Raw genomic sequence first — 20,187 nt, 5'->3', positions numbered from 1 at the left:
CGCTATGGATCCCCAAGATTTCATTGATCGGTTTTATTTAGCGCTTTTAGATAAAGGCTGGACATTTCCCGAGATTGACGAGATGGACATCATGTATTATTTACAGCTACTGACGAGAAAAATGGAAAGTGAAAAAGTGTATATTGATGATGTCCTATAGTGAGATATGATTATCAATTTAATTTTGTTACTGAAGTTGATTATCGATATACTATAAAAGTAAAGAGTCATAATATTCGTTTTACAATATAAATCCGATGTAGATGGTATATAATATATACAAAGGATATTTGAGTGTAAATATAAAACGAGTAGGGAATGATTATTTATGAAGGAAGCTCGAATTTTAGAAAAGCTTAAAAAAGGAGAAAGTCTCACTGTTGAGTTCAAAGAGAGTAAGAATAAATTAAATAAAGATGTGTTTGAGTCTGTTTGCGCTTTCTTAAATCGTAATGGCGGACATTTGTTTTTAGGCGTAAAGGACGATGGTAAAATTCTTGGAATCGAAAAAGATTCTGTGAGTAGAATCAAGGATAATTTTGTAACACTTATGAATAATCCAGATAAAATAAACCCTACTTTTTATTTAAACGTTCAGGAGATAGAAATAGAAGGAAAAACAATTCTTTATATATTAGTACCAGAAAGTTCACAGGTACACAGGTGTAGTGGGAAAATATATGACAGAAATGAAGACGCTGATATCGATATAACTAACAATACCAATCTTGTTTCAGTAATGTACATGAGAAAACAAAGTACTTACAGTGAGAATACAATATTTCCTGCAGTTACTTTAGAAGAACTTAGAGCTGATATTTTTCACAAAGTAAAAAAGTTAGCAGCTAATCAGAGAATTAATCACCCCTGGGAGAGTATGAGTAATCTGGATTTGCTAAAGAGTGCAGGACTTTTTATTAAAGATTTACAAAGTGGACAAACGGGAATAACTTTGGCAGGAATATTAATATTTGGTTCAGATCAATTAATATTTAACACAATACCGCATTATAAAACAGACGCCATTTTAAGAGTGGAAAATGTAGATAGATATGATGACAGGGACGACATTAGAACTAATTTAATTGATAGTTATGAAAGGTTAATGCAATTTGTGGCGAAACATTTAAATGATAAGTTTTATTTGGAAAAAGATCAGAGAGTAAATATTAGAGATAGAATATTTCGAGAAGTTGTATCAAACATTTTAATTCACAGAGAATATTTGAACCCGTTTCCTGCAAAATTTATAATTGAAAAGCATAGAGTAGTTACAGAAAATAGCAATAAAGCACACGGAAATGGAATGATAGATCCGGAAAATTTCTCACCCTTTCCTAAAAATCCAAAAATCGCAAATTTTTTCAAGGAAATAGGCTGGGTTGATGAATTAGGATCAGGCATTAGGAATATTGTAAAATATAATAAGATATATTCAGGCGTAGAGGCGAAGTTTATAGAGGGGGATGTATTTAGAACAATTATACCACTTGGTGCAAAAGAAAATGAAAGTTCTGGAGATACTGGAGTGGATGAGGAAACAAAGAAAATATTAGAGTTTTGTAAAACTCCTAGGAGCAGACAGGAAATACAGGATTATATGGGGATAAAAAGTTCTTCTTACATTAGAGAAAAAGTTTTAAATCCTCTGATTAGAGGAGGTTTACTTGAGTTAACCGTCCCAGATAAACCGACCAGTCCGAAACAAAAGTATTACTTTAAAGAGATAACACCACCCATTGAATAAAAAGACAAAGTAGTCATAGTGGTGCAGCTAGTGGTGCAGCTAGTGGTTAAGCTAGTGGTGCAGCTGGTGGTTAAGCTAGTGGTGCAGCTGGTGGTTAAGCTAGTGGTGCAGCTGGTGGTTAAGCTAGTGGTTAAGCTAGTGGTGCAGCTAGTGGTGCAGCTAGTGGTTAAGCCAGAGATAAGTTTTGAACAAGTGAATATACGTATAGCACCTGAACAAGGTGCTTTTTTTATGCCCAAAAGGAGGTGAGGTGTATTGGCAAAAGAAATTGGCAACCTGAATGTTGTGGTTGGACTTGATTCAACAGGTTTTCAAAACGGTATCGGTCAGCTAAACCGTGAAATGCGAAAAGTGCAATCTGAATTTCGTCTAGCAAGTACGGAAATGGGGAAACACGGCAAGGAACTTGATGGACTTAAATTAAAATCTGATAGCCTAACCAAACAAACAGAACTCCAAAGGCAAAAAGTTCAGGCACTTGAAGCGGCACACCAAAAATCTGTGGAAACCAAAGGTGCGGATGCGAAGGCTACACAAGAACTTGAAACCAAATTAAACAATGCTAAAACCCAACTTTCCCGTATGGAACAAGAACTGCAAAGCGTAAATCAGGAAATTAAACTCCAGTCGTCTGGTTGGCAACAACTCAGCCAAGCACTCGCTCCAGTCGGTGAAAAAATGCAGGAAATAGGCAAGAAAATGGAGTCAGTAGGAAAAGAACTTACCACAAAAGTGACACTTCCACTTGTTGGTCTTGGTGCTGCGGCTGTTAAAGTAGGGTCTGACTTTGAAGCAGGCATGAGTGAGGTTGCCGCAATAAGTGGCGCTACAGGTACTGACCTACAAAGGCTAGAAGAAAAGGCAAAAGAGATGGGGGCCACGACAAAGTTTAGTGCCTCTGAATCTGCCGATGCATTAAAATATATGGCCATGGCTGGTTGGGATACGAACCAGATGCTAGACGGGCTTGAAGGGGTCATGATGTTAGCTGCTTCAAGTGGTGAAGACCTAGGTCGGGTTTCTGATATTGTCACAGATGCCCTTACTGCTTTTGGTATGGAAGCAAGACAAGCTGGGGAGTTTGCGGATTTACTGGCAAGTGCATCATCCAATTCAAATACAAATGTCGGGTTACTTGGGGAGTCATTTAAATATGTGGCTCCTCTTTTTGGTGCGATGGGCTATTCTGCCGAAGATGCGGCACTTGCATTAGGGTTAATGGCGAATGCGGGAATTAAAGGAAGTCAATCTGGTACTTCCTTAAAAACAGCCATCGCCAACTTAGCGAACCCAACAGATAAAATGAAAACCGCAATGAGTGAGCTCGGTATTTCCATTACAGATGCCAATGGTGAAATGCTCCCATTTAAAGATGTGATGGATGAATTACGTGGGAAATTTGCAGGTTTAACTGAAGAACAACAAGCTCAATATGCCGCAACAATCTTTGGTAAAGAAGCGATGAGTGGGATGCTTGCAATCATCAATGCATCGGATGATGATTACGAAAAACTCACCCAAGCGACAAGGGAATATAACGGTGTCGCAAAAGAAATGGCGGATGTCATGATTGATAATCTGCAAGGCGGACTGACCATTTTAAAATCTGGTCTTGAAGGTGTAGGGATACAAATATTTGAAATCCTTCTTCCACATCTTCAAAAGTTAGTCGAAAAGCTTCAACAAGCAGTCGATTGGTTTAGTAATCTGAGCCCGAAAACCCAAGAAACCATCGTGATGTTAGGATTGGTCGCTGCCGCAATTGGTCCTATTTTATTAATCGGTGGAAAACTCATCGCAGGCATTGGGACAGCCATCTCTGTGATTTCTACTATATCGGGAGCGATAGCTGTTGCCACAACAGGTGCAGCTGCCGCAACTCCAGCCATTGGCGGACTTGCGACAGTTTTTACAGTGCTGACAGGACCAGTTGGAATTGCAGTCGCGGCGATTGCTGCTTTAACGGTTGCTGGTGTTGCACTCTATCATCATCTCTCAAAAGAAAGTATTCCAGAAGTACAGTTATTTGGAGATGAAGTCTCTGAATCGACAAAGAAAGCAGTTGGTGGATTTTTAGAATTAAATGATGAGGCAACACTCGCATTAAATCAATTATCTTGGAGTGGACAGGAAGTAACAAAGGAAATGGCAGATGGTATCACGGAGAACTTTTCGCAGATGGCCAGTCAAATTCAAGCTGGATTAGATGAGCATCATGAAGCATCTCTCTCCAAAATCCAAGGTTTTGTCGACAACAGCACCTCACTTTCCAAACAGGAACAAGAAGAAATTCTAAACAATATGAAAGAAGGCCATGAAAGCCGAAAACAAACCGTGGCAGACGGAGAAGCCCGCATCAAAGAAATACTAGAAACTGCTTCTACCGAAAAGCGAGCTATTACTAAGGCGGAACAGGAAGAAATCAATGCCATTCAAAAAGAAATGGTTGAGATGGGCATCCAAGTTTTATCAGAAAACGAAGTCGAAGCGAAATCCATCATGGAGCGGATGAAAGCACAGGCGGGTGAAATCACTGCAACGCAAGCAGCTGAGGTTGTGAAGAACAGCCTCGAACAGAAAGAGAAAACTGTTCAAAATGCAGAAGAACAGTATGACGAAGTAGTCAAAGAAATCATCCGACAGCGTGATGAGGCAAAAACCATCACGAAAGACCAAGCGGATAAGTTAATCCAAGAAGCCAAACGTCAACGAGATGACACGGTAAAACAAGCGGAGTCCATGCATGAAAATGTGGTCAAAGAGGCAAAAAACCAGGCGAAAGAACACGTAAATCAAGTGGACTGGGAAACGGGTGAAATCAAGACGAAATGGCAAGTGATGAAAAGCGATATCGCAACGAAGGCAAGTGAAATCAAGCAGAATGTCATCAACCGCTGGGAAGAAATCAAATCTGCTTCTTCTGAAAAATGGAATAACGTGAAGACGACACTTGCAAATAATTGGAACTCCATGAAAACGGACACGTTGGCAAAAGTCCAAGAAATCAAGGCAGATGTAACAGAAAAATGGGAAGCCATCCGCTCTTCCACTTCTGAAAAATGGGCATTGGTTAAAGGTGCGGTTGCTTCAAGTATCGATGGTATCAAAACGAAGATTTCTGAAGGCATCAGTAAAATCCTTGAATGGAATGCGACTAGTGTGAAAGAAAAAGTGTTCAGTATTGTACAAAAGGTAACTGAAGTCATGTCTAAAGTGACGGGCGGTGGAGATAGTCCAGAGAAAAACTTTAGTGGAACAAGTTTTTTCCAAGGTGGCTGGACGATGGTCGGTGAACTTGGACCAGAGTTAGTCAAACTACCAACGGGCAGCCAAATTTATAATGATGCTGAAACGAAAAGAATGATGAGAAGTGGTAAAGACATCACGCAGCACATCACCATCAACAGCCCTATTCCACTTTCTCCAACTGAAACGGCTCGTCAAATAAAAAACACATCTCGTCAACTAGCGATGGAGTGGTAGGTGGTGACTTATGACGTCAATTACATTAACAAACGCGGATGGGTTGTCTGTCACTTTAGGTAACCATGCGCCTTTTTATATTGAAAAAGTAACAGGATTAAGTGAAGTTGCAGTGCAGTTTGAAACACAAAAAGCACCAAAGCAACATGGTTCAACTTATTTTGACAGTACACTTGGTGAACGCGAGATTACCGTTGAAGGGACAATCATTACCAGGAATCACCTGAGTGAATTGCAGGAGAGAAAACGATTGTTGCAACAAGTAGTGAATCCATTAAGGAAGCAACCAATAAAACTTAAGTATGAACATGAATCTTCTGTGCGTGAAATTATGGCAACGGTTGAAACGACACCGATATTTCCGAATGACGCAGGACAGCATGGACTCTACTATCAAAAGTTCATGCTGATTTTGATCTGTCACCAGCCATTTTGGCAGGACATTTATGCAGAAAGTCGAGAGATGTCGTACTTGATGGGCGGCTTGCAGTTTGGACTCAGGCTTCCTACGACTTTTGCAAAACGTGGCTTTCAGCGGGCGGCGGTTAATGCGGGTGATGTGGCTACTCCTGTTGAAATTGAATTCAAGGGAGCCGCTGTGAATCCGACAGTGAACAACGCAACCACTGGACAAGCCATTAAAGTGAATCGTTCCCTTGGTCCAGATGATGTATTAACCATTGGTACAGAGTTTGGTAAAAAGTATGTTCGTATCAATGGGGAAAATGCTTTTCATTATTTAGATTTATCGAGTGTGTTTTGGCAACTTGAACCAGGCTCTAACATTTTGAGTTATGCAAGTAACAATGACAGTATTAACACCCGTGTCAAAGTGACATGGAAAAACCGTTTTATCGGAATATAAGGAGGGATGACTATTGGGTGAGCACTATCGCTTTTTTGATTCAATTGATGGAAAAGATGAGCGGGTTTATTCGGCAGATGAATTTGCCGAGTATTTCAGGCAGTTGCTGACAAGTGGTGTATTGAATGGTGATACGAATCTTGAAGTACAAAGTAATGGAAGCAATATGACCGTTTCCATCCAACCGGGTTATGCGTGGCTAGAAGGGTATCTGTATAAAGTGGATGAGGAGCCACTTCCGTTAATTATAGATGCAGCAGATCCAACTCTGGATCGTATCGACCGAGTCGTCATCCGCTTGGATAAACGATTAGACCATCGCTATGTGAAAGCCTTTCTACTTAAGGGTGATTCGGCAGCTGAACCGATACCACCATCTATCACCCGAGATGAGAATATTTATGAGATTTCTTTGGCACGGATTCAAGTGACGGCAGGGAAGTCTTTTATTGATGAAAGTGGAATAGTTGATGAACGGTTCGATGAGAAGGTATGCGGTCTTGTCAATTCCCTCATCAAAGTGGATACGCAGCATCTCATTGATCGGTTTGAATTTACATGGGGAGAATGGTTTCAAGGCATTCGCCAAGATACCTTTGTGCCGCTGAAGAATTTACAGGATGGTTTTTTGATAACACCCGATGATATTATCCATGCCATTCCCGACAGAAAGCTACAAGTGGAAGAAGGATGGCCTGTTTCACATATGGAATTCCAGAATACTCGGTTGGATGAGAGCGGAAATGTGTATATTCATGCCTTTCAAACAGGTGGACAGCTTTTTAGGTATGATGTCGAACCGAATCAGTCCAGTGAAAACTTACATGGGAGTTCATGGATTGCGATACCGTTTACCGTGAATAAAGAAACGGATCGTGTTAGAGCAACCATGCGTCTAAAACGAAACAGTATCGCTCGGCTCCGTTCTATTATTTACGAAGCAAAGGAAGATGGGTTGCCAGATACGACAAAAGAAGTTGGGCGTTATATCGCGGATAGTTATACCGACATCTCGGGTAGCACGTTTAATAATGCATCTTGGGAAATTCCATTGACAGAATTGCTTGTACCTGAAAAACAATATGTACACGTCTTTTACGGCAACTCATCCGAGTATTACATCAATGCTGAATATGCGAATACGCCGGGTGAAGTCAATTATTATCGGACAACAAATAGTGGTACAACTTGGACACCGCTTGAAAGAACCACATTTTTAGAGATAGATGGAATTGCTGAAGAAGGGGAAGTGCTCATCACGTATCCTGAAAAAAGAAGCTTCAAAAATCATTTGTCTATCAGCGTGGATATGATTAACTCAATCAATTCTTCATACCAGATTGATATTTTAGATAATGAAAATAACTTGATAAGAGAAAATATCACTGCCAGTCAACAGCTATTGGATCTTAACCCAGCCCTGTACAATGCGCTCAAAATTAGAATTCGGCTGATGAGAGCAGGAATTGAAAATCCAAAGCTAAGGGATTTCCTGTACCGATGGATAAGTGACTTGACCTTGACGCCACCAAGTCAAGCGATGATTCCTTCTGAAAGCAATTTACTTTTAGCGCATCCCATCAATACATCGGCTGAGGCGGAGAATGTGATAGGAACTTATCAAGTGGCTTTGGGAGGAAATTATCGCTTAACGTTTGAGCTGCGTTCCGAAAATGCCAACTACTCGGCATACGTTAATGTCTATGCGGAAAACAGAACGACGGGCTATAAAATTGGGGCTGCTTCCTACCGTGGAACAGATTATCGACTTCTATCCATTGATATAGGGGCTGTACCACCTAACGGTAAAATCATCGTTGCACTCTCGGGACACAACTACAGTACGTACAGTTACTATAAAGGCTATGTTCGTAACATCAAATTGTACGGTGAGCCTGGGTATTTGGAAGAAAGCATTGTAGGGTAGGTGAATTTTTATGAAAATCATTCTTAATCAAAGAGATGGTGTAATTAAAGGGATTGTAGGTAAAAGCAGTGTCCCGCAGGCACTACAGGAAGATGAAGTGGAAGTAGTAGTCCAAGATAAACGATTGATTGAGGCTTTTCAAGAGGGTGAAGAAATTATCTATGATCCAGTAACTGAACATTTCTATGTACAACCAATCGTTCATATTGATCCAGAGAAGCAGGTTCTTTATGAAGCGATTGCCAATCTGCATGAAGAGATTCAAGAATTAAAACGCGGAGGTGCTTAACGCATGGTGTATCCATATATGATTCCTATTTATGCTTTTCTTGTGAAAGTGGGAAGTCGAACCATTAACCACTTGCCAGAACCTTATCAAATTCCAGTAGCAGAATACTTAGCTAATGAAGCGGAAGCGGCACAAAATGAAGCCGATTAGAATCCTGACCCCCACTCTTGATTTGGTTGGAGAAATTGATAATTATCTATCCTTTTCGTTTAGTAGAAACTATCATCGACCAGGTGAATTCCAGCTTGTCACGAACAACCGTGTGCAGCATGCAGACAAGCTCTTCATCAATCAGCTAGTCATGGTAGGCAATGATCCAACGAAAACAGGAATCATCCGTTACAAGGAAATCCAACTCAATGAGGAAGGTGAAGAAATTCTGACTGTGAAAGGATTCCAGCTTGGTGATATCTTTAAACAGCGCATTACCTTTCCTTCAGCTGGTGCTGCCTATGATTTGCAAAATGGTCCTGCAGAAAGTGTGATGAAACATCTTGTGAAAAGGAATTGCATCGAACTGGTTGATATGGCGTTTTCATTTCTTGAAGTTGAATCGGATTTCCAACGTGGTTCATCGATTGAATGGCAAAGTCGGTATAAAAATCTTGGTGAAGAATTGGAACAAATCAGTCGTTTTACCAATGTTGGCTGGCATGTTATCCCTGACCTTACATCAAAGAAGTGGGTATTTGACGTTTACAATGGAAGGAACTTTTCAGCGGAACAATCTGAACAACCTCCCGTCCTCTTTTCGACAGCGTTTGATAACGTCCAATCTCAAGCGTTTATCGATAACATTCTGGATTATGGTAATCAGGCTGTGGTCGGAGGAAAAGGCGAGGGTGCAGCACGAGAAATTGTCTTGACTGAAACAACGGCATCTGGACTCGATTTGCATGTCGTTTTTGTAGAAGGTCAAGACAGCGATGAGTCAGGTGACATGTTGACGCAAGGAGAACAGCAATTGTCGGAGCATCCACACGTGCTTTCCTTTCAGTCGAAAATATTGCCTTATGGCCCATTTCGCTATCAAAAGGACTGGGATGTTGGCGATCTGGTCACTATCCAGCAATCGGAATGGGGCTTGCAGTTAACTACCCGCGTCACCGAAGTACAAGAAATCTATGAGCGGGACGGCTTGGAATTGCATGTCACATTCGGTAGTGAAGTCCCGACTTTTGCCGACAAGACAAAGCAAAAAATAAAGCAATTGCTTCAAAGTAAAAGGTGAGGGTTTGTTTTCATCCTGCCATAGTACCCCTGTGCTACACTGTTGTTGGGGGTGTGGTATATGATGGATGAAAAATTACTAGATGAAGACTTGGAGAAGATGCAGCCTTATTTAATGAAATGGCATAGAGAATACTCAGTTATGCTTCTAACTTCTCCGTATGAGACATTGAAATACGAAGTGACGATGGAAGGCTTTGCTTCAGTTAAAGACATGTTGTGTCAAAGCTATCTTTATTCAATTTCTGAGGCTTTTCGTGAGCTGGTGAAAACTTACTATTATGCTCAAGCTGCATATAAGATAGAAAAAGAACTAAGGGAGAAAGGTGAAACTGGCTGGAGCAATCATTGGAAGTACGAAGTGAAGAATTATTATTTTCGAACCGTCATCCCGAGAATCATTTCTCTGTTGGATTACGTGGCGGTGATGATTAATGAATTGTCCCGGTGTGAGTTAGTGAAAGAGGAAGGAAGAGTCTACTTCAATCCTTTTAAAGCCCTCTTAAGAAAACGTAAGCAAAAAGCAGGATGGTTATCTTTCGAAGAAATTAAAGAATTGAATCGTATTCTTTCGCATGCCTATAAAGGTATACAGCAAGAAGATAGAAAAATTCTCAGACACTATCGAAACACAGCAACCCATAGATACTTTGTGGGGATAGATGAAGTAAGCGTTCCATTTCAAAGAAGAAAATTGTCAAAGCAAGAGCAACAAATGCTAGAAACGCAGCAAAAATATAGTTATGGAATGAGGGGGAGACCTGAATATTCCTATGATGAATTAAATGGCACTGCTGAAAAGCTGTTGAACAATTTGGATGTTATGCTCTCTCGGTTGATAGGGATGGACATGATGCAAAGTGCGGTAAAACGAATAGAGGAAGAATAACAATTTTCAAATTGAATATCTCATACACACAAAGGACATCGACATGATGTTCTTTTTTTATTGGGAAAGGAGCAAACACATGAAAGATATTTTGCATATTGCACAAGTTTTGTGGGCTGCGGTTGGTGGCTCGATTGGATGGTTTTTGGGAGGAATGGACGGATTGGTTTATGCGCTCCTTATTTTCTTAACCATTGATTATATAACTGGTCTAATGTCAGCGGTACTCGAACGCAAACTTTCAAGCCGCGTTGGTTTTAAAGGTATTTTTAAGAAGATGCTGATTTTGGCATTTGTCGGTATCGGCAATGTGCTTGATTTGTATGTACTCGAGCAGGGCAGTGCCATTAGAACAGCAGTCATTTTCTTTTATCTTGCCAACGAAGGAATAAGCATTATTGAAAATTCCTCAAAGATTGGACTGCCTGTTCCAGAAAAATTGAAGTTATTGTTTCAAGAAATACATTCGAAAGGGGATAACAAATGACTCGATTAATTTTTGATTATGGCCATGGTGGAACAGATCCTGGTGCTACTTACAGAGGAAGAAAAGAAGCGGACGATGTGCTTTCAATTGGAAAAGCAGTCGCAGCTGAAGTAAGAAGGCACGGGGTGACATTAGATGAAACACGGACAACAGATAAAACAATGAGTTTACGGGAACGAAGCAACTTGGAAAATCGCAAGAAGTATGATTACTTTATCTCATTTCACCGTAATGCTTTTCAACCTGAAAAGGCAAAAGGGGTTGAAACATTTTTGTACACGACAGGAGGTGCTCAAGCTAAACAACTGGCAGAACGAATTCAAAAAGAATTGGTTGCAGTTGGTTTTGCCAATCGAGGTGTGAAGCGAGCGAACTTCCATGTGCTTAGAGAAACGAAAGCGCCTGCTGTTCTGATTGAAATTGGCTTTATTGATAATACAGCTGATAATCAATTGTTTGATAAAAAGAGAAAACAAATCGTTGAGGGGATTGCACGAGCGATTCTCAATCAAGTAGGTGTGACCTATAAAGCAGTTGCTTCAAATTCTGTTACTCCTGAAAAACCAACATCCTCATCAACGGGTACGCTTTACCGTGTGATGGCAGGTTCTTTTGCGAACAAAGCGAATGCGGAAAAGCAGGTTGCTAGATTGAAGAAAGCGGGATTTGATGCGGTTATTATGCCGAAATAGCAGATGAAACAAGTGGCTTTGAACTGGTTATCGGTTCAAGGCTTCTTTTTTTGGTCTCTTTTTTCTCTTACAGACACAACTGTTTTTTATCTCTAATTATAAGTGAGATATGACTTGATAAGTGTTTCAAACCATTTTAACATACAGACACCAAAACTTAAGGAGGCGTTCAAAATGCTTATAAATCAAGCAGTTACACAGTTTTTGCAGCATTTGGTTTCTATCGATCGGTCAAAAGAAACCGTCCGCGGCTACGATGCAGAACTCGGATATTTCAACCACTTTTTGACGGCTAAGTATAACGGTCCTGTTTACTTGGAAGATGTCGAACTATCAGACATGGAGGAGTACCTGGCGAGTTTAAAGAATCGAGGGATTTCCACAGCTACTAGAAACCGAGTTGTCTACGTTTTACGCAGTTTTTACAACTATTGTAGGAAGCGAGAACTTTGCGAAAAGAACCATGCGGAGTTGTTGGAGCCAGTTAAAATTATTCAAAAAGAACGGGATTTTATCACGGAGGAAGAATTTCATACACTGATTGAAAAAATAAAACAACCTGTCATTCGAACGGTCATTCAGACGATGTTTTACACAGGCGGACGCATTACGGAAATGAAAAATTTGAAAATAAGAGATGTCGACCTTGAAAATAGCGTTATTCACATCATTGAAGGAAAAGGCAAAAAAGACCGTGACATTCCGATTAGCCAAACATTGCACGGCATCTTGACGAACTACTTCAACAATATTCGTGAGCATGATGATATTTCAACCGACTTCTTCTTCGCCATTCCGAAATCAGGCAGCATTTCAGGAAACTACGTCAACCGATTATTAAAAGAAGCCGTTGATGAACTTGGCTGGGAGAAGCACATTACTGCACACGTACTCAGGCATTCATTTGGAACAAACTTACTTGAAAAAGGCGCATCACTTGTCAGCATTCAAAAACTACTTGGTCATGCAAACTTGACCGTCACTTCACGCTACTTGCATCAAGATAAAAGTAAGCTAGCAGAAGTAGTCAATTTATTATAAATAAAGGAGATTGATAGAATGGAAAACAACGAACCGAAATACAATACCAAGGTACGTAAGATTATCGACTTGCTAAAATTTAAAACCCGTCATGAGGTAGCGAAGGAGATGAATTACAAAACTTACAAATCACTCGATATGTTCATGAGACGGAGAAATTTTCACTTCGATCCAAAGCAACAGCAGTACATCCCAGCAAACCTTGTGAACAAGCGACCAGAGCGCAGTGTGTCGGTTACCTACGCACCGAAACGGGCAGAAGCGATTATGACTGCCTTTGAGGACGAAAACGCAGACCCACGCACGATTGCCCAAAACGCAGGCTTTGAATCACACAAGGATATGGCGGATTACATGAAGTCGAAGGGATTTGAATGGAGCATTCACAAAAATAACTACGTAGAGAGTGTCGGCTATATAGAGCCACTGCACGAAGAAACGGAAGAGGAATCAAGAACTGAATCAGCGCAGCCTAATTTGAAAGGAGCGACTGCTGAGGGGATTGAAGAGTACATCCCCTTCCTCCGCTTCCTCTATGAAAAACGAGACGAAGTGTATACCCTTCTTTCAGGAATCCGAGAAGACGGAAAGCTTCCAAGATACGCCGTACCAGGACTTGTTCGAACGAAGGCCATTTACATGAGCGACCTCATCGCCAAATTAACCGCTGAATTCAGTGAGGAGAAAAACATCACCCAACGGGAAATAGTTGAAGGCGCACTTATTGAATATTTACAGAAATACGGATTCAAGCAGGAGGTGGATTCACTACTCAAGAAGTGAGTGAAAAAAAGAGCGGATTTTTCTATATATAAGAAGGGGCCGCATGCTTAAATCTTATTTAAAAAAGCCCAGTCTGCGATAGCAAATGGGCTTGTCTTAATTTTAAAAATGCTATTCATCTATCCTTATTTTTCTCGTAATCTCTTTTCCCACTCTTCCGGAAAACCAAGCTCTTCCAGGTCGACATACTCTGCATATTCCTCTATAAGGGCATGCAAAAAAGTGATAAAATTTGTACGATTATCTTGATGCAAGAGTTTACTCAGAACATATACTGCTGCAAATACACCACTATTTCTTATTGAACTCCGTTTTGATTTAAATAGAGTTGGTTTAATGGTGAGTTTCTTACCGTACAATCTTCCGTAATGCGCACATACATTTCTTACGTAAGCAAGTGAATGAAGCCAACTTTCTACGTAATAATATGGGACGTTGAAATCTTTAACGACTTTATTCTTGGTATCATCTTTTAGATTCCTAAATAGTTTGGACAGTTCTCCGAAAGAAGTCACTTCGATTGCAACCCAAAAAGGAAACTCCCCACCATATTTGTGTCGATGATGCATAACAAAAAGTTCCCGTCCAGCTCTGTCAATCTGTTTATCAAGCTCTTCTAAAAAACTATCGTGTGGTCTTTTGGAACTGAAATTTCCAGAATTCCTGTAACCTAAAGCCCCAAACTCATGAGCATGGTGATAGGCAATCTTAGAGCGGAATTCAATCTCTATAAGTTCTAAGTACTTCATCAAAAGATCCCGTAGCTTTTGATCAAAATTGTATAACATCTTCATGTGAGTAAAAGTGATTTCGTCCCGAAACAAATCCTTATTACTGGTTTGTCTGAGTGTGAGTCCATAAGCAGAAAATCTATAATAATTCACCCGCTTTAAAAAGGATAACGCCTCTTCATCATTATGAATAATTAGATTCCGTTCTTTTAGAATCTTAACTTGCTGCTCGTAAGTCGTAGGTTCTTTAATGTTTATCTCTGAAGGGTCCAATTAAAATCTCCCCCAAAATATAAAAAATGACCCACCTTGGTCCGCATTATTAAGAGGCGTGGTGGGTTCTGTTGCCATTATTATATCAAGAAGTGGCTATACTGTAAAGAGGCAAATACCAAAACGCGAATTTTTATTAAGCATGGGTTGAAGCAGGAAGTGGAATCACTGCTAAAAAGTGAGTATGCCAAAGGAACAGTCTCTTCACCTGAGGGGCTGTTTCTTCCCATTTTGCCTTTTTGTTTAGTGGCAATCCTTGCGTTTGAATTGTATAATAAAGATAAGGATATGATAAGAAAAGGGGCTGTTTATATGAAAGAATTGAAATTGGATTCAAAGGAATTCAAGAGAGTCCTTCACAACCTTCACTTGGAAAATCTGAGCCTTTCTCTCGATATGCAGAAGAAAGTGCTTGATCTTGTGAATGCCAAAGTTTCTATTACCCCTACTCTAATAAAGGATATACTCGGGCATGGGAAAGTATAACGAAAAAGACAATGACGATTACCTTTTAAAGCATAATCTTTTCGGGATTGATTCCCACGAAGAGCTGGAGAAAGCAGAGACATTGTCGTTTTCACTTCGTGCAACGGCATTGGAACAAGGGGACTATACAATAGATTCTTTTACCTTGAAAGGGTTTCAAGACCTTCATCGCTATCTGTTTCAGGATATTTATCCTTTTGCGGGAAAGTTCAGGGATGTCCAGTTGATGAAAGGAAACACCCGCTTTTGCCAAGTTCAATTTTTGAATAACATCGCAATTGATTTATTCCGTGAGCTAAACGAAGAGCCCTTCTGGAATTCATTAGAAGAGGCAGCTGATCGTTTAGCTTATTTTAAATCGGAACTCAATATGCTGCATTCTTTCCGTGAAGGAAATGGGCGAACGATTCGTATTTTTATCCATGCATACGCATTGGCACGGGGTATCGAATGGGCATATGAAACAATAGATCGGGAGAAGTATATGCAGGCAATGATACAATCGGTCGTCGATTTAGGAGCATTACGAAAAATGTTATTAGAGACAATTCAATTTATTGAGTAAGTATCCAGAATCATAACGACCCACCTTGGTCCGCATTGTTAAGAGGCGTGGTGAGTTCTGTTGGTTATAGTATAATTTATGCTAAAACTTAATCCAAACAAAATGACCCACTCCTCGGAAGGAACATGGGTCTGAACACTAACGTGATTATAGAATAGCGTAAAATAGTAGTACGGGTCAACTCTTATAGTTCTTATTTAGACACAATTTCATTCAGAATTAAAGCCGAAAATAACACAAATAAGACAAATTTAAAAAGAAATACTGCTGAATAAAATCCATATAAAACCCTTATTTTAGTAGAATCATAATGGGAATCTATATGTATAACAAGCATATAGTAGCTAACAGTATGCACCATCATGCTTATGCTATCATTAGTTTTCTCAATGTGTGATTAAGAGATGCCACAACCCCCGAAACGGCGCGGTTAAGCGGTTTTTCCAGTGGTCAATCTTTAGGTGATTAGGTGCGATTAACGAAAATGGTGTTACAGTAACAATTGCTGAATTAGTAGCAGACATCGAGGGTGCTACTGTTGAAGTGAAAAATAGTAAAGGTGCTACTGTTGAAGTTGAAGCTGTTGACCTTTCAGCAGGCGAGAAAACAGTTGAATTTACATTTGTTAAACCTGTAAAAGCTGAAGAACTTACAGGTGTTTGGACTGTAGATGGCATCACTTATGACCTTACATTAGCAAACAACTTAGAAGCATTTGAAGAAGCAGCAACACAACTTGACACGTATAAAGCACTAACAGATCTTGGAATCGAAAACTTAGATGCAGATAATGCAGCAGCTTATTTTGCAGATAAAGAAGCATTCCTAGAGAAGTTAGCGAAAGAAGACAAAGCGTTAACAAAAGAAGCAGTCCAAGCATTCGTTGACAAAGTAAACGCTGACTCAATCTCTGCGGAAGAAGAAGCAGCAATCGTTAAAGCTGTTATTGATGCTGAAGGTAACAACGTGAAGCTGAAAGCAGCATTAGCGAACAAAGCATTCACTAAAGTGAACAACGACTGGATTGAAAATGTTGCTGGAACTCCAGTAATTGATGGATATGCAAAGGAATTAGCAGAGGGAAGCCTAGATGCTAAAACTTCTACAATCGAAGACGTTCAAACTATTATTAACAAAGTAAACGAAGCAGTTATTGCAGCTGAAATTGAAGCTGTTAAACCAACTGAATCAGTTGACAAAGCAAAGCTTGCTAAACTAAAAACATTAATTGAAACATATGCGCCAGTTGATGAAGACGGTGAGTATGTAACAGATGATAATAAAACAGCTTTAGAAGACATCGAAATTCAATCAGCAGTAGCTGACGTTTTAGCAGCTACAACGGCATCTAAATTCAAGTCAACAGTAGAAGCATTAGCTCCACTTGCTAACGCTAAAACTGCAGGTACAATCGACTTAAAAGAATATGTCGATGCGAATGGTAAAGCTTATATCGAAAAAATTAAAAAGTTAAATGCAGATGGTTCAGAAGTAGAAGTTGACGGTGTTGAAGGTAAAGTTAACACTGCGGCTGAAGTTCAAACTGTAATTGAAGCAGTAAACAAAGAAATTGCTGATGCGGCAGCAGTGAAAGAATTCACTGACTTAGAAGCTGCATTAAAAAATACAACTACAGCAGCTGATAAAGCTAAAGTTGTAGACGCGTTAAAAGCATTAGGCTTAAAACAAGTATCTTCAAACAAAGCAAACGTTGAAGCATATGTTAGCGAAGGTGTTGTATCAGCAATCACTACAGCATCACAAACTGTAACAGCAGATAGTTCTGGTGGTGAATCAAAACCTAACCCTGAAAAGGCTAAGACAGCTAAAGTAACTATCCAAGGTGAAATCGACGAAGCTAACATCGAAGTTATCAAAGCAGCTGACAAAGATGGCATCATCGCAGCACTTAACGTTCTTGAGCTTAAGAATGTAGTAGCGGCAAATGCCCAGGCTTATGCAACAGCTGAAGCTAAATCATTTGTTACTAATGCTACAACTGCACAAAATTTTGTTGACAATGTAAACAAAGCTGTAAATATCGAAGCAGCAGTGAAAGCGATCAACGAAGCTAAAACAGCTACAGAAGTTAAAACTGCTCTTGATACATTAGCGAACGAAGGTAAAGTTGAAGGTTACCTAAACGTAACTTCTGCTGACCGTATCTTTATCGCTGAACAAGTATTAGATGCGCGTGATGAGATCGAAGCTGCTGGTGATGCTAAAGCTAAAGAATTTGCTGATGAAACAGCAGTAGGAGAAGCAGTAACAGCTGCTACAACTGCTCGTACAAATGCAATTAAATATGTTAACAGTTTAAAAATTGATGACACTTTAACGGAGATTGCTGATGGTCTATTACTAGTTGGACATGAGGCATTAACAGGAACTGCTGGAACTACAGAAGACGGTGAAAGTATCACTGGAGGTTCTCCAACAGCTAACGACACAAACATTGCAGATGCATTCATCACTTCATTAGGATTTGATGAAGACGGAGTTATTAAACCACAGTTCCGCTCAATTGCTGAGATTCGTACAGCAATCACTAACGCTGTAAAATAATATCCACTCAACCATTTGAGTAAATCATAAGAAAGGACTGGCCTTCGGGTTGGTTCTTTCTTTGTATAAGGGGTGCTTTTTGTAATCGAAAAAGTTTATTTGGATTATAATATCTTCGTAAATTATGTAGATGAAAGTAAAACACAAAATGAACTAGAGAGTTTAAAAAATAATTACACCTTTTTCTATAGCCCTCCTTACCTAGAGGAAGTAGCAAACATTAAACATGTAAATAGAAAAGAGAGAATTGATAAATATATTTTATACATAGATAGATTATTCGAAAGAAATATATTTTTACCTGTCGAAAATGGTGATATTATCGCTTACAAAGAGAGAGCAAGAGAAACTTTTGAAAGAGTGATTAAATATCTACACATGACAAAAACTGCAGAAGACCTGGAATATAAACAGATGAAAGCCTTTAAAATGATGCAAAATGAATTTTTATTTGACAGTAAAGTGATAAGCAATATAGCAACTGATCAAATATTTTATGATGATAAAGTTCAAAGTTTTTTGGATTTCATCAATATACATGCAAATAACTTTATTATTTTTAGATTACCAATGGAAAATGCATATTTTTATTTATCAAACCATAGGAAAACGGAACAATTAATTAGCACATTGTTTAATGTGTTGGAAAGTATCGGCTACAAGGGAGAGAAAATCAAAAAATCAGTATCAAGGTTACATGATGTGTCCCATGCGATATATGCGACCAAAGCCGATATTTTTGTAACAAATGATGTGCGATTTGCAGCGAAATGCCGGGCTGTATATGAATATGCTGGTGTCACTACAAAGGTAATGTCTTATGATGAATTTTTACGTTTGTAATATAGCCTCCCAACATCGGATGCCAGGCACTCACACAATTCGCCTTCGATCGGTTGGAAGGCTTGGCGGTTCAAATTTGATGAATGATAGAACTAGCCTGCGTGGTTGGTTCTTTTTTTGATAGAATTGTAGGGAGAGGGGGCATAGTCGATTGTCAAATGAATTTCCTCATGTATCCATTGGTGCTATTAAAGCAAAGTTGGATAACGTTTTAAAACAAATAGAAACTGAAAATTTTGTTCCTTTCTTTGAGAGTATGAAAGACTGTTATTCTGATGGATTGTACAGTAGAGCCAAGCCAGCGTTAAGAGTTCAACGAATTTCAAAAATAGAAGACTTAGAAAAGATACCCAATCAAAGGGGTTTTTATTTAATTTTTACAGATTATAAATTGGGTTTCGGCGAAAGAAACAAATGTAAAGCCGTTATTTCTGGTCATCCTGATGCTAAAGCAATTTATCGTGGTGAATCTTATAATGTCCGCACAAGACTTGAAAGTCATCTGTTCCATAATACTTATCATAAAAAACTTAAAAGTGCTTCAAATCGAAGTGATCGATATACTGTTTGTTTAAAGATAGACGGAGAACATGTGAATTTAGACGAGCCTTTGGAGATGTCGAAAGCAAAATGGTATGTGGCCTATCACGGTTTTCCCAAGAGTAATAGAGTTATTAGGGAAATTGCAGAAAAAGCATTTGATGAAGTATTTAATAAACCTTTATTTAGTAGAGACAAAAGCACCCCAGCAAGCTAGATTACGAAAATTAGCTAATGCTCGAGTGCTTTTGTTGTATTATTCATTAAAGAAAAATTCTTTGTAACCATCATCGGTCAATACCAAAATACTCACTTGAACATTTAAGTTTACTGGTTTAAGCTGCTGAATAAATTGTTCAGCGATAACCGTGTGACTTACTGCAATAGAATACTTTGTAATTGGCTTATCGTATACCGCTAGTCTGCCAAGTCGCATAAGTAATTGCTGCCGTCCTCTACCGAGAGTATAAAATATTTTGTGTAAATAGAAAATTCCATAGAAAAAGGAAGCCCCTTTCTTGGTAGAATTAAGTCACCATAACCAATCCTAGAAAAGAGGTCTCCCTATGAATCAGTTTACAACAGAAATTGTCGATGCACTAGTGAAAAAACAAGATATTACCGAGGTTTTTCGTTCGCACTTGGAAATGGCGATCAACTCGCTACTGGCGACAGAACTAATGGAATTTTTGGATTATGAAAAATACGATCGTATCGGGTTCAACTCAGGCAATTCTCGCAATGGGTCTTA

Annotated in this window: 20 protein-coding genes; 19 read left to right on the top strand and 1 reads right to left on the bottom strand. The window is 39.3% G+C overall.

What is annotated here, in order from left to right; genetic code table 11:
• The first annotated feature begins 4 nt into the window (after positions 1–4).
• From ACFQ0V_RS03780 to ACFQ0V_RS03720, 13 genes are all read left to right on the top strand, one after another.
• Positions 5–160: a hypothetical protein gene (locus ACFQ0V_RS03780; RefSeq protein WP_381009879.1), complete on the top strand. Its 156-nt coding sequence runs from the start codon at positions 5–7 to the stop codon at positions 158–160.
• 168 nt (positions 161–328) lie between these two features.
• Positions 329–1,747, top strand: a complete 1,419-nt coding sequence (locus ACFQ0V_RS03775) for an RNA-binding domain-containing protein (protein ID WP_381009877.1) — start codon at positions 329–331, stop codon at positions 1,745–1,747.
• A gap of 255 nt (positions 1,748–2,002) precedes the next feature.
• The gene (locus tag ACFQ0V_RS03770; RefSeq protein WP_381009874.1) at positions 2,003–5,230 is read left to right on the top strand and encodes a phage tail tape measure protein; all 3,228 of its coding nucleotides are present in this window, start codon (positions 2,003–2,005) and stop codon (positions 5,228–5,230) included.
• Positions 5,231–5,240: 10 nt separating this feature from the next.
• Positions 5,241–6,095, top strand: a complete 855-nt coding sequence (locus tag ACFQ0V_RS03765; RefSeq protein WP_381009871.1) for a phage tail family protein — start codon at positions 5,241–5,243, stop codon at positions 6,093–6,095.
• A 13-nt stretch (positions 6,096–6,108) separates the two neighbouring features.
• Entirely contained in the window at positions 6,109–8,022 is a 1,914-nt protein-coding gene (locus tag ACFQ0V_RS03760) for a hypothetical protein (RefSeq protein WP_381009869.1), read from the top strand.
• 10 nt (positions 8,023–8,032) lie between these two features.
• Positions 8,033–8,311: a hypothetical protein gene (locus ACFQ0V_RS03755; protein ID WP_381009866.1), complete on the top strand. Its 279-nt coding sequence runs from the start codon at positions 8,033–8,035 to the stop codon at positions 8,309–8,311.
• 3 nt (positions 8,312–8,314) lie between these two features.
• Positions 8,315–8,461 (top strand): CD1375 family protein, encoded by a 147-nt coding sequence (locus ACFQ0V_RS03750; RefSeq protein WP_381009863.1) that lies wholly within the window; start codon positions 8,315–8,317, stop codon positions 8,459–8,461.
• Complete coding sequence (locus ACFQ0V_RS03745) at positions 8,448–9,542, top strand: siphovirus ReqiPepy6 Gp37-like family protein (RefSeq protein WP_381009861.1); 1,095 nt, start codon at positions 8,448–8,450, stop codon at positions 9,540–9,542. Before ACFQ0V_RS03750 ends, ACFQ0V_RS03745 begins: the two co-directional genes overlap by 14 nt.
• A gap of 60 nt (positions 9,543–9,602) precedes the next feature.
• Positions 9,603–10,430, top strand: a complete 828-nt coding sequence (locus tag ACFQ0V_RS03740) for a Cthe_2314 family HEPN domain-containing protein (RefSeq protein WP_381009858.1) — start codon at positions 9,603–9,605, stop codon at positions 10,428–10,430.
• 79 nt (positions 10,431–10,509) lie between these two features.
• Entirely contained in the window at positions 10,510–10,917 is a 408-nt protein-coding gene (locus ACFQ0V_RS03735) for a phage holin family protein (protein ID WP_381009856.1), read from the top strand.
• Positions 10,914–11,609, top strand: coding sequence for an N-acetylmuramoyl-L-alanine amidase (locus tag ACFQ0V_RS03730; RefSeq protein ID WP_381009853.1), 696 nt, complete (start codon positions 10,914–10,916; stop codon positions 11,607–11,609). Before ACFQ0V_RS03735 ends, ACFQ0V_RS03730 begins: the two co-directional genes overlap by 4 nt.
• 174 nt (positions 11,610–11,783) lie before the next feature.
• Positions 11,784–12,650: a tyrosine-type recombinase/integrase gene (locus tag ACFQ0V_RS03725; protein ID WP_381009850.1), complete on the top strand. Its 867-nt coding sequence runs from the start codon at positions 11,784–11,786 to the stop codon at positions 12,648–12,650.
• An 18-nt stretch (positions 12,651–12,668) separates the two neighbouring features.
• Positions 12,669–13,433: a hypothetical protein gene (locus ACFQ0V_RS03720; protein WP_381009847.1), complete on the top strand. Its 765-nt coding sequence runs from the start codon at positions 12,669–12,671 to the stop codon at positions 13,431–13,433.
• A gap of 125 nt (positions 13,434–13,558) precedes the next feature.
• Here the strand turns inward: ACFQ0V_RS03720 and ACFQ0V_RS03715 are convergent, their stop codons facing one another.
• Positions 13,559–14,437, bottom strand: coding sequence for an Abi family protein (locus ACFQ0V_RS03715; protein ID WP_381009844.1), 879 nt, complete (start codon positions 14,435–14,437; stop codon positions 13,559–13,561).
• 159 nt (positions 14,438–14,596) lie between these two features.
• On the opposite strand from ACFQ0V_RS03715, the gene ACFQ0V_RS03710 reads away from it, so the two are divergent.
• From ACFQ0V_RS03710 to ACFQ0V_RS03685, 6 genes are all read left to right on the top strand, one after another.
• The gene (locus ACFQ0V_RS03710) at positions 14,597–14,923 is read left to right on the top strand and encodes a hypothetical protein (protein WP_381009841.1); all 327 of its coding nucleotides are present in this window, start codon (positions 14,597–14,599) and stop codon (positions 14,921–14,923) included.
• The gene (locus ACFQ0V_RS03705; RefSeq protein ID WP_381009839.1) at positions 14,910–15,488 is read left to right on the top strand and encodes a Fic/DOC family protein; all 579 of its coding nucleotides are present in this window, start codon (positions 14,910–14,912) and stop codon (positions 15,486–15,488) included. Before ACFQ0V_RS03710 ends, ACFQ0V_RS03705 begins: the two co-directional genes overlap by 14 nt.
• 543 nt (positions 15,489–16,031) lie before the next feature.
• Entirely contained in the window at positions 16,032–18,053 is a 2,022-nt protein-coding gene (locus ACFQ0V_RS03700; protein ID WP_381009836.1) for a hypothetical protein, read from the top strand.
• 99 nt (positions 18,054–18,152) lie between these two features.
• Positions 18,153–18,896 (top strand): hypothetical protein, encoded by a 744-nt coding sequence (locus ACFQ0V_RS03695; protein WP_381009833.1) that lies wholly within the window; start codon positions 18,153–18,155, stop codon positions 18,894–18,896.
• A gap of 151 nt (positions 18,897–19,047) precedes the next feature.
• The gene (locus ACFQ0V_RS03690; RefSeq protein WP_381009830.1) at positions 19,048–19,653 is read left to right on the top strand and encodes a hypothetical protein; all 606 of its coding nucleotides are present in this window, start codon (positions 19,048–19,050) and stop codon (positions 19,651–19,653) included.
• Between the two features lie 349 nt (positions 19,654–20,002).
• On the top strand, positions 20,003–20,187 hold a 185-nt coding region (locus ACFQ0V_RS03685; protein ID WP_381009827.1), incomplete at its 3' end, for a transposase.

Source organism: Savagea faecisuis, from assembly GCF_042675605.1.
GTDB classification, from domain to species: domain Bacteria; phylum Bacillota; class Bacilli; order Bacillales_A; family Planococcaceae; genus Savagea; species Savagea faecisuis.
The sequence above is the reverse complement of the archived record's forward strand: the minus strand, read 5'-3'. Positions and strand labels throughout refer to the sequence as shown.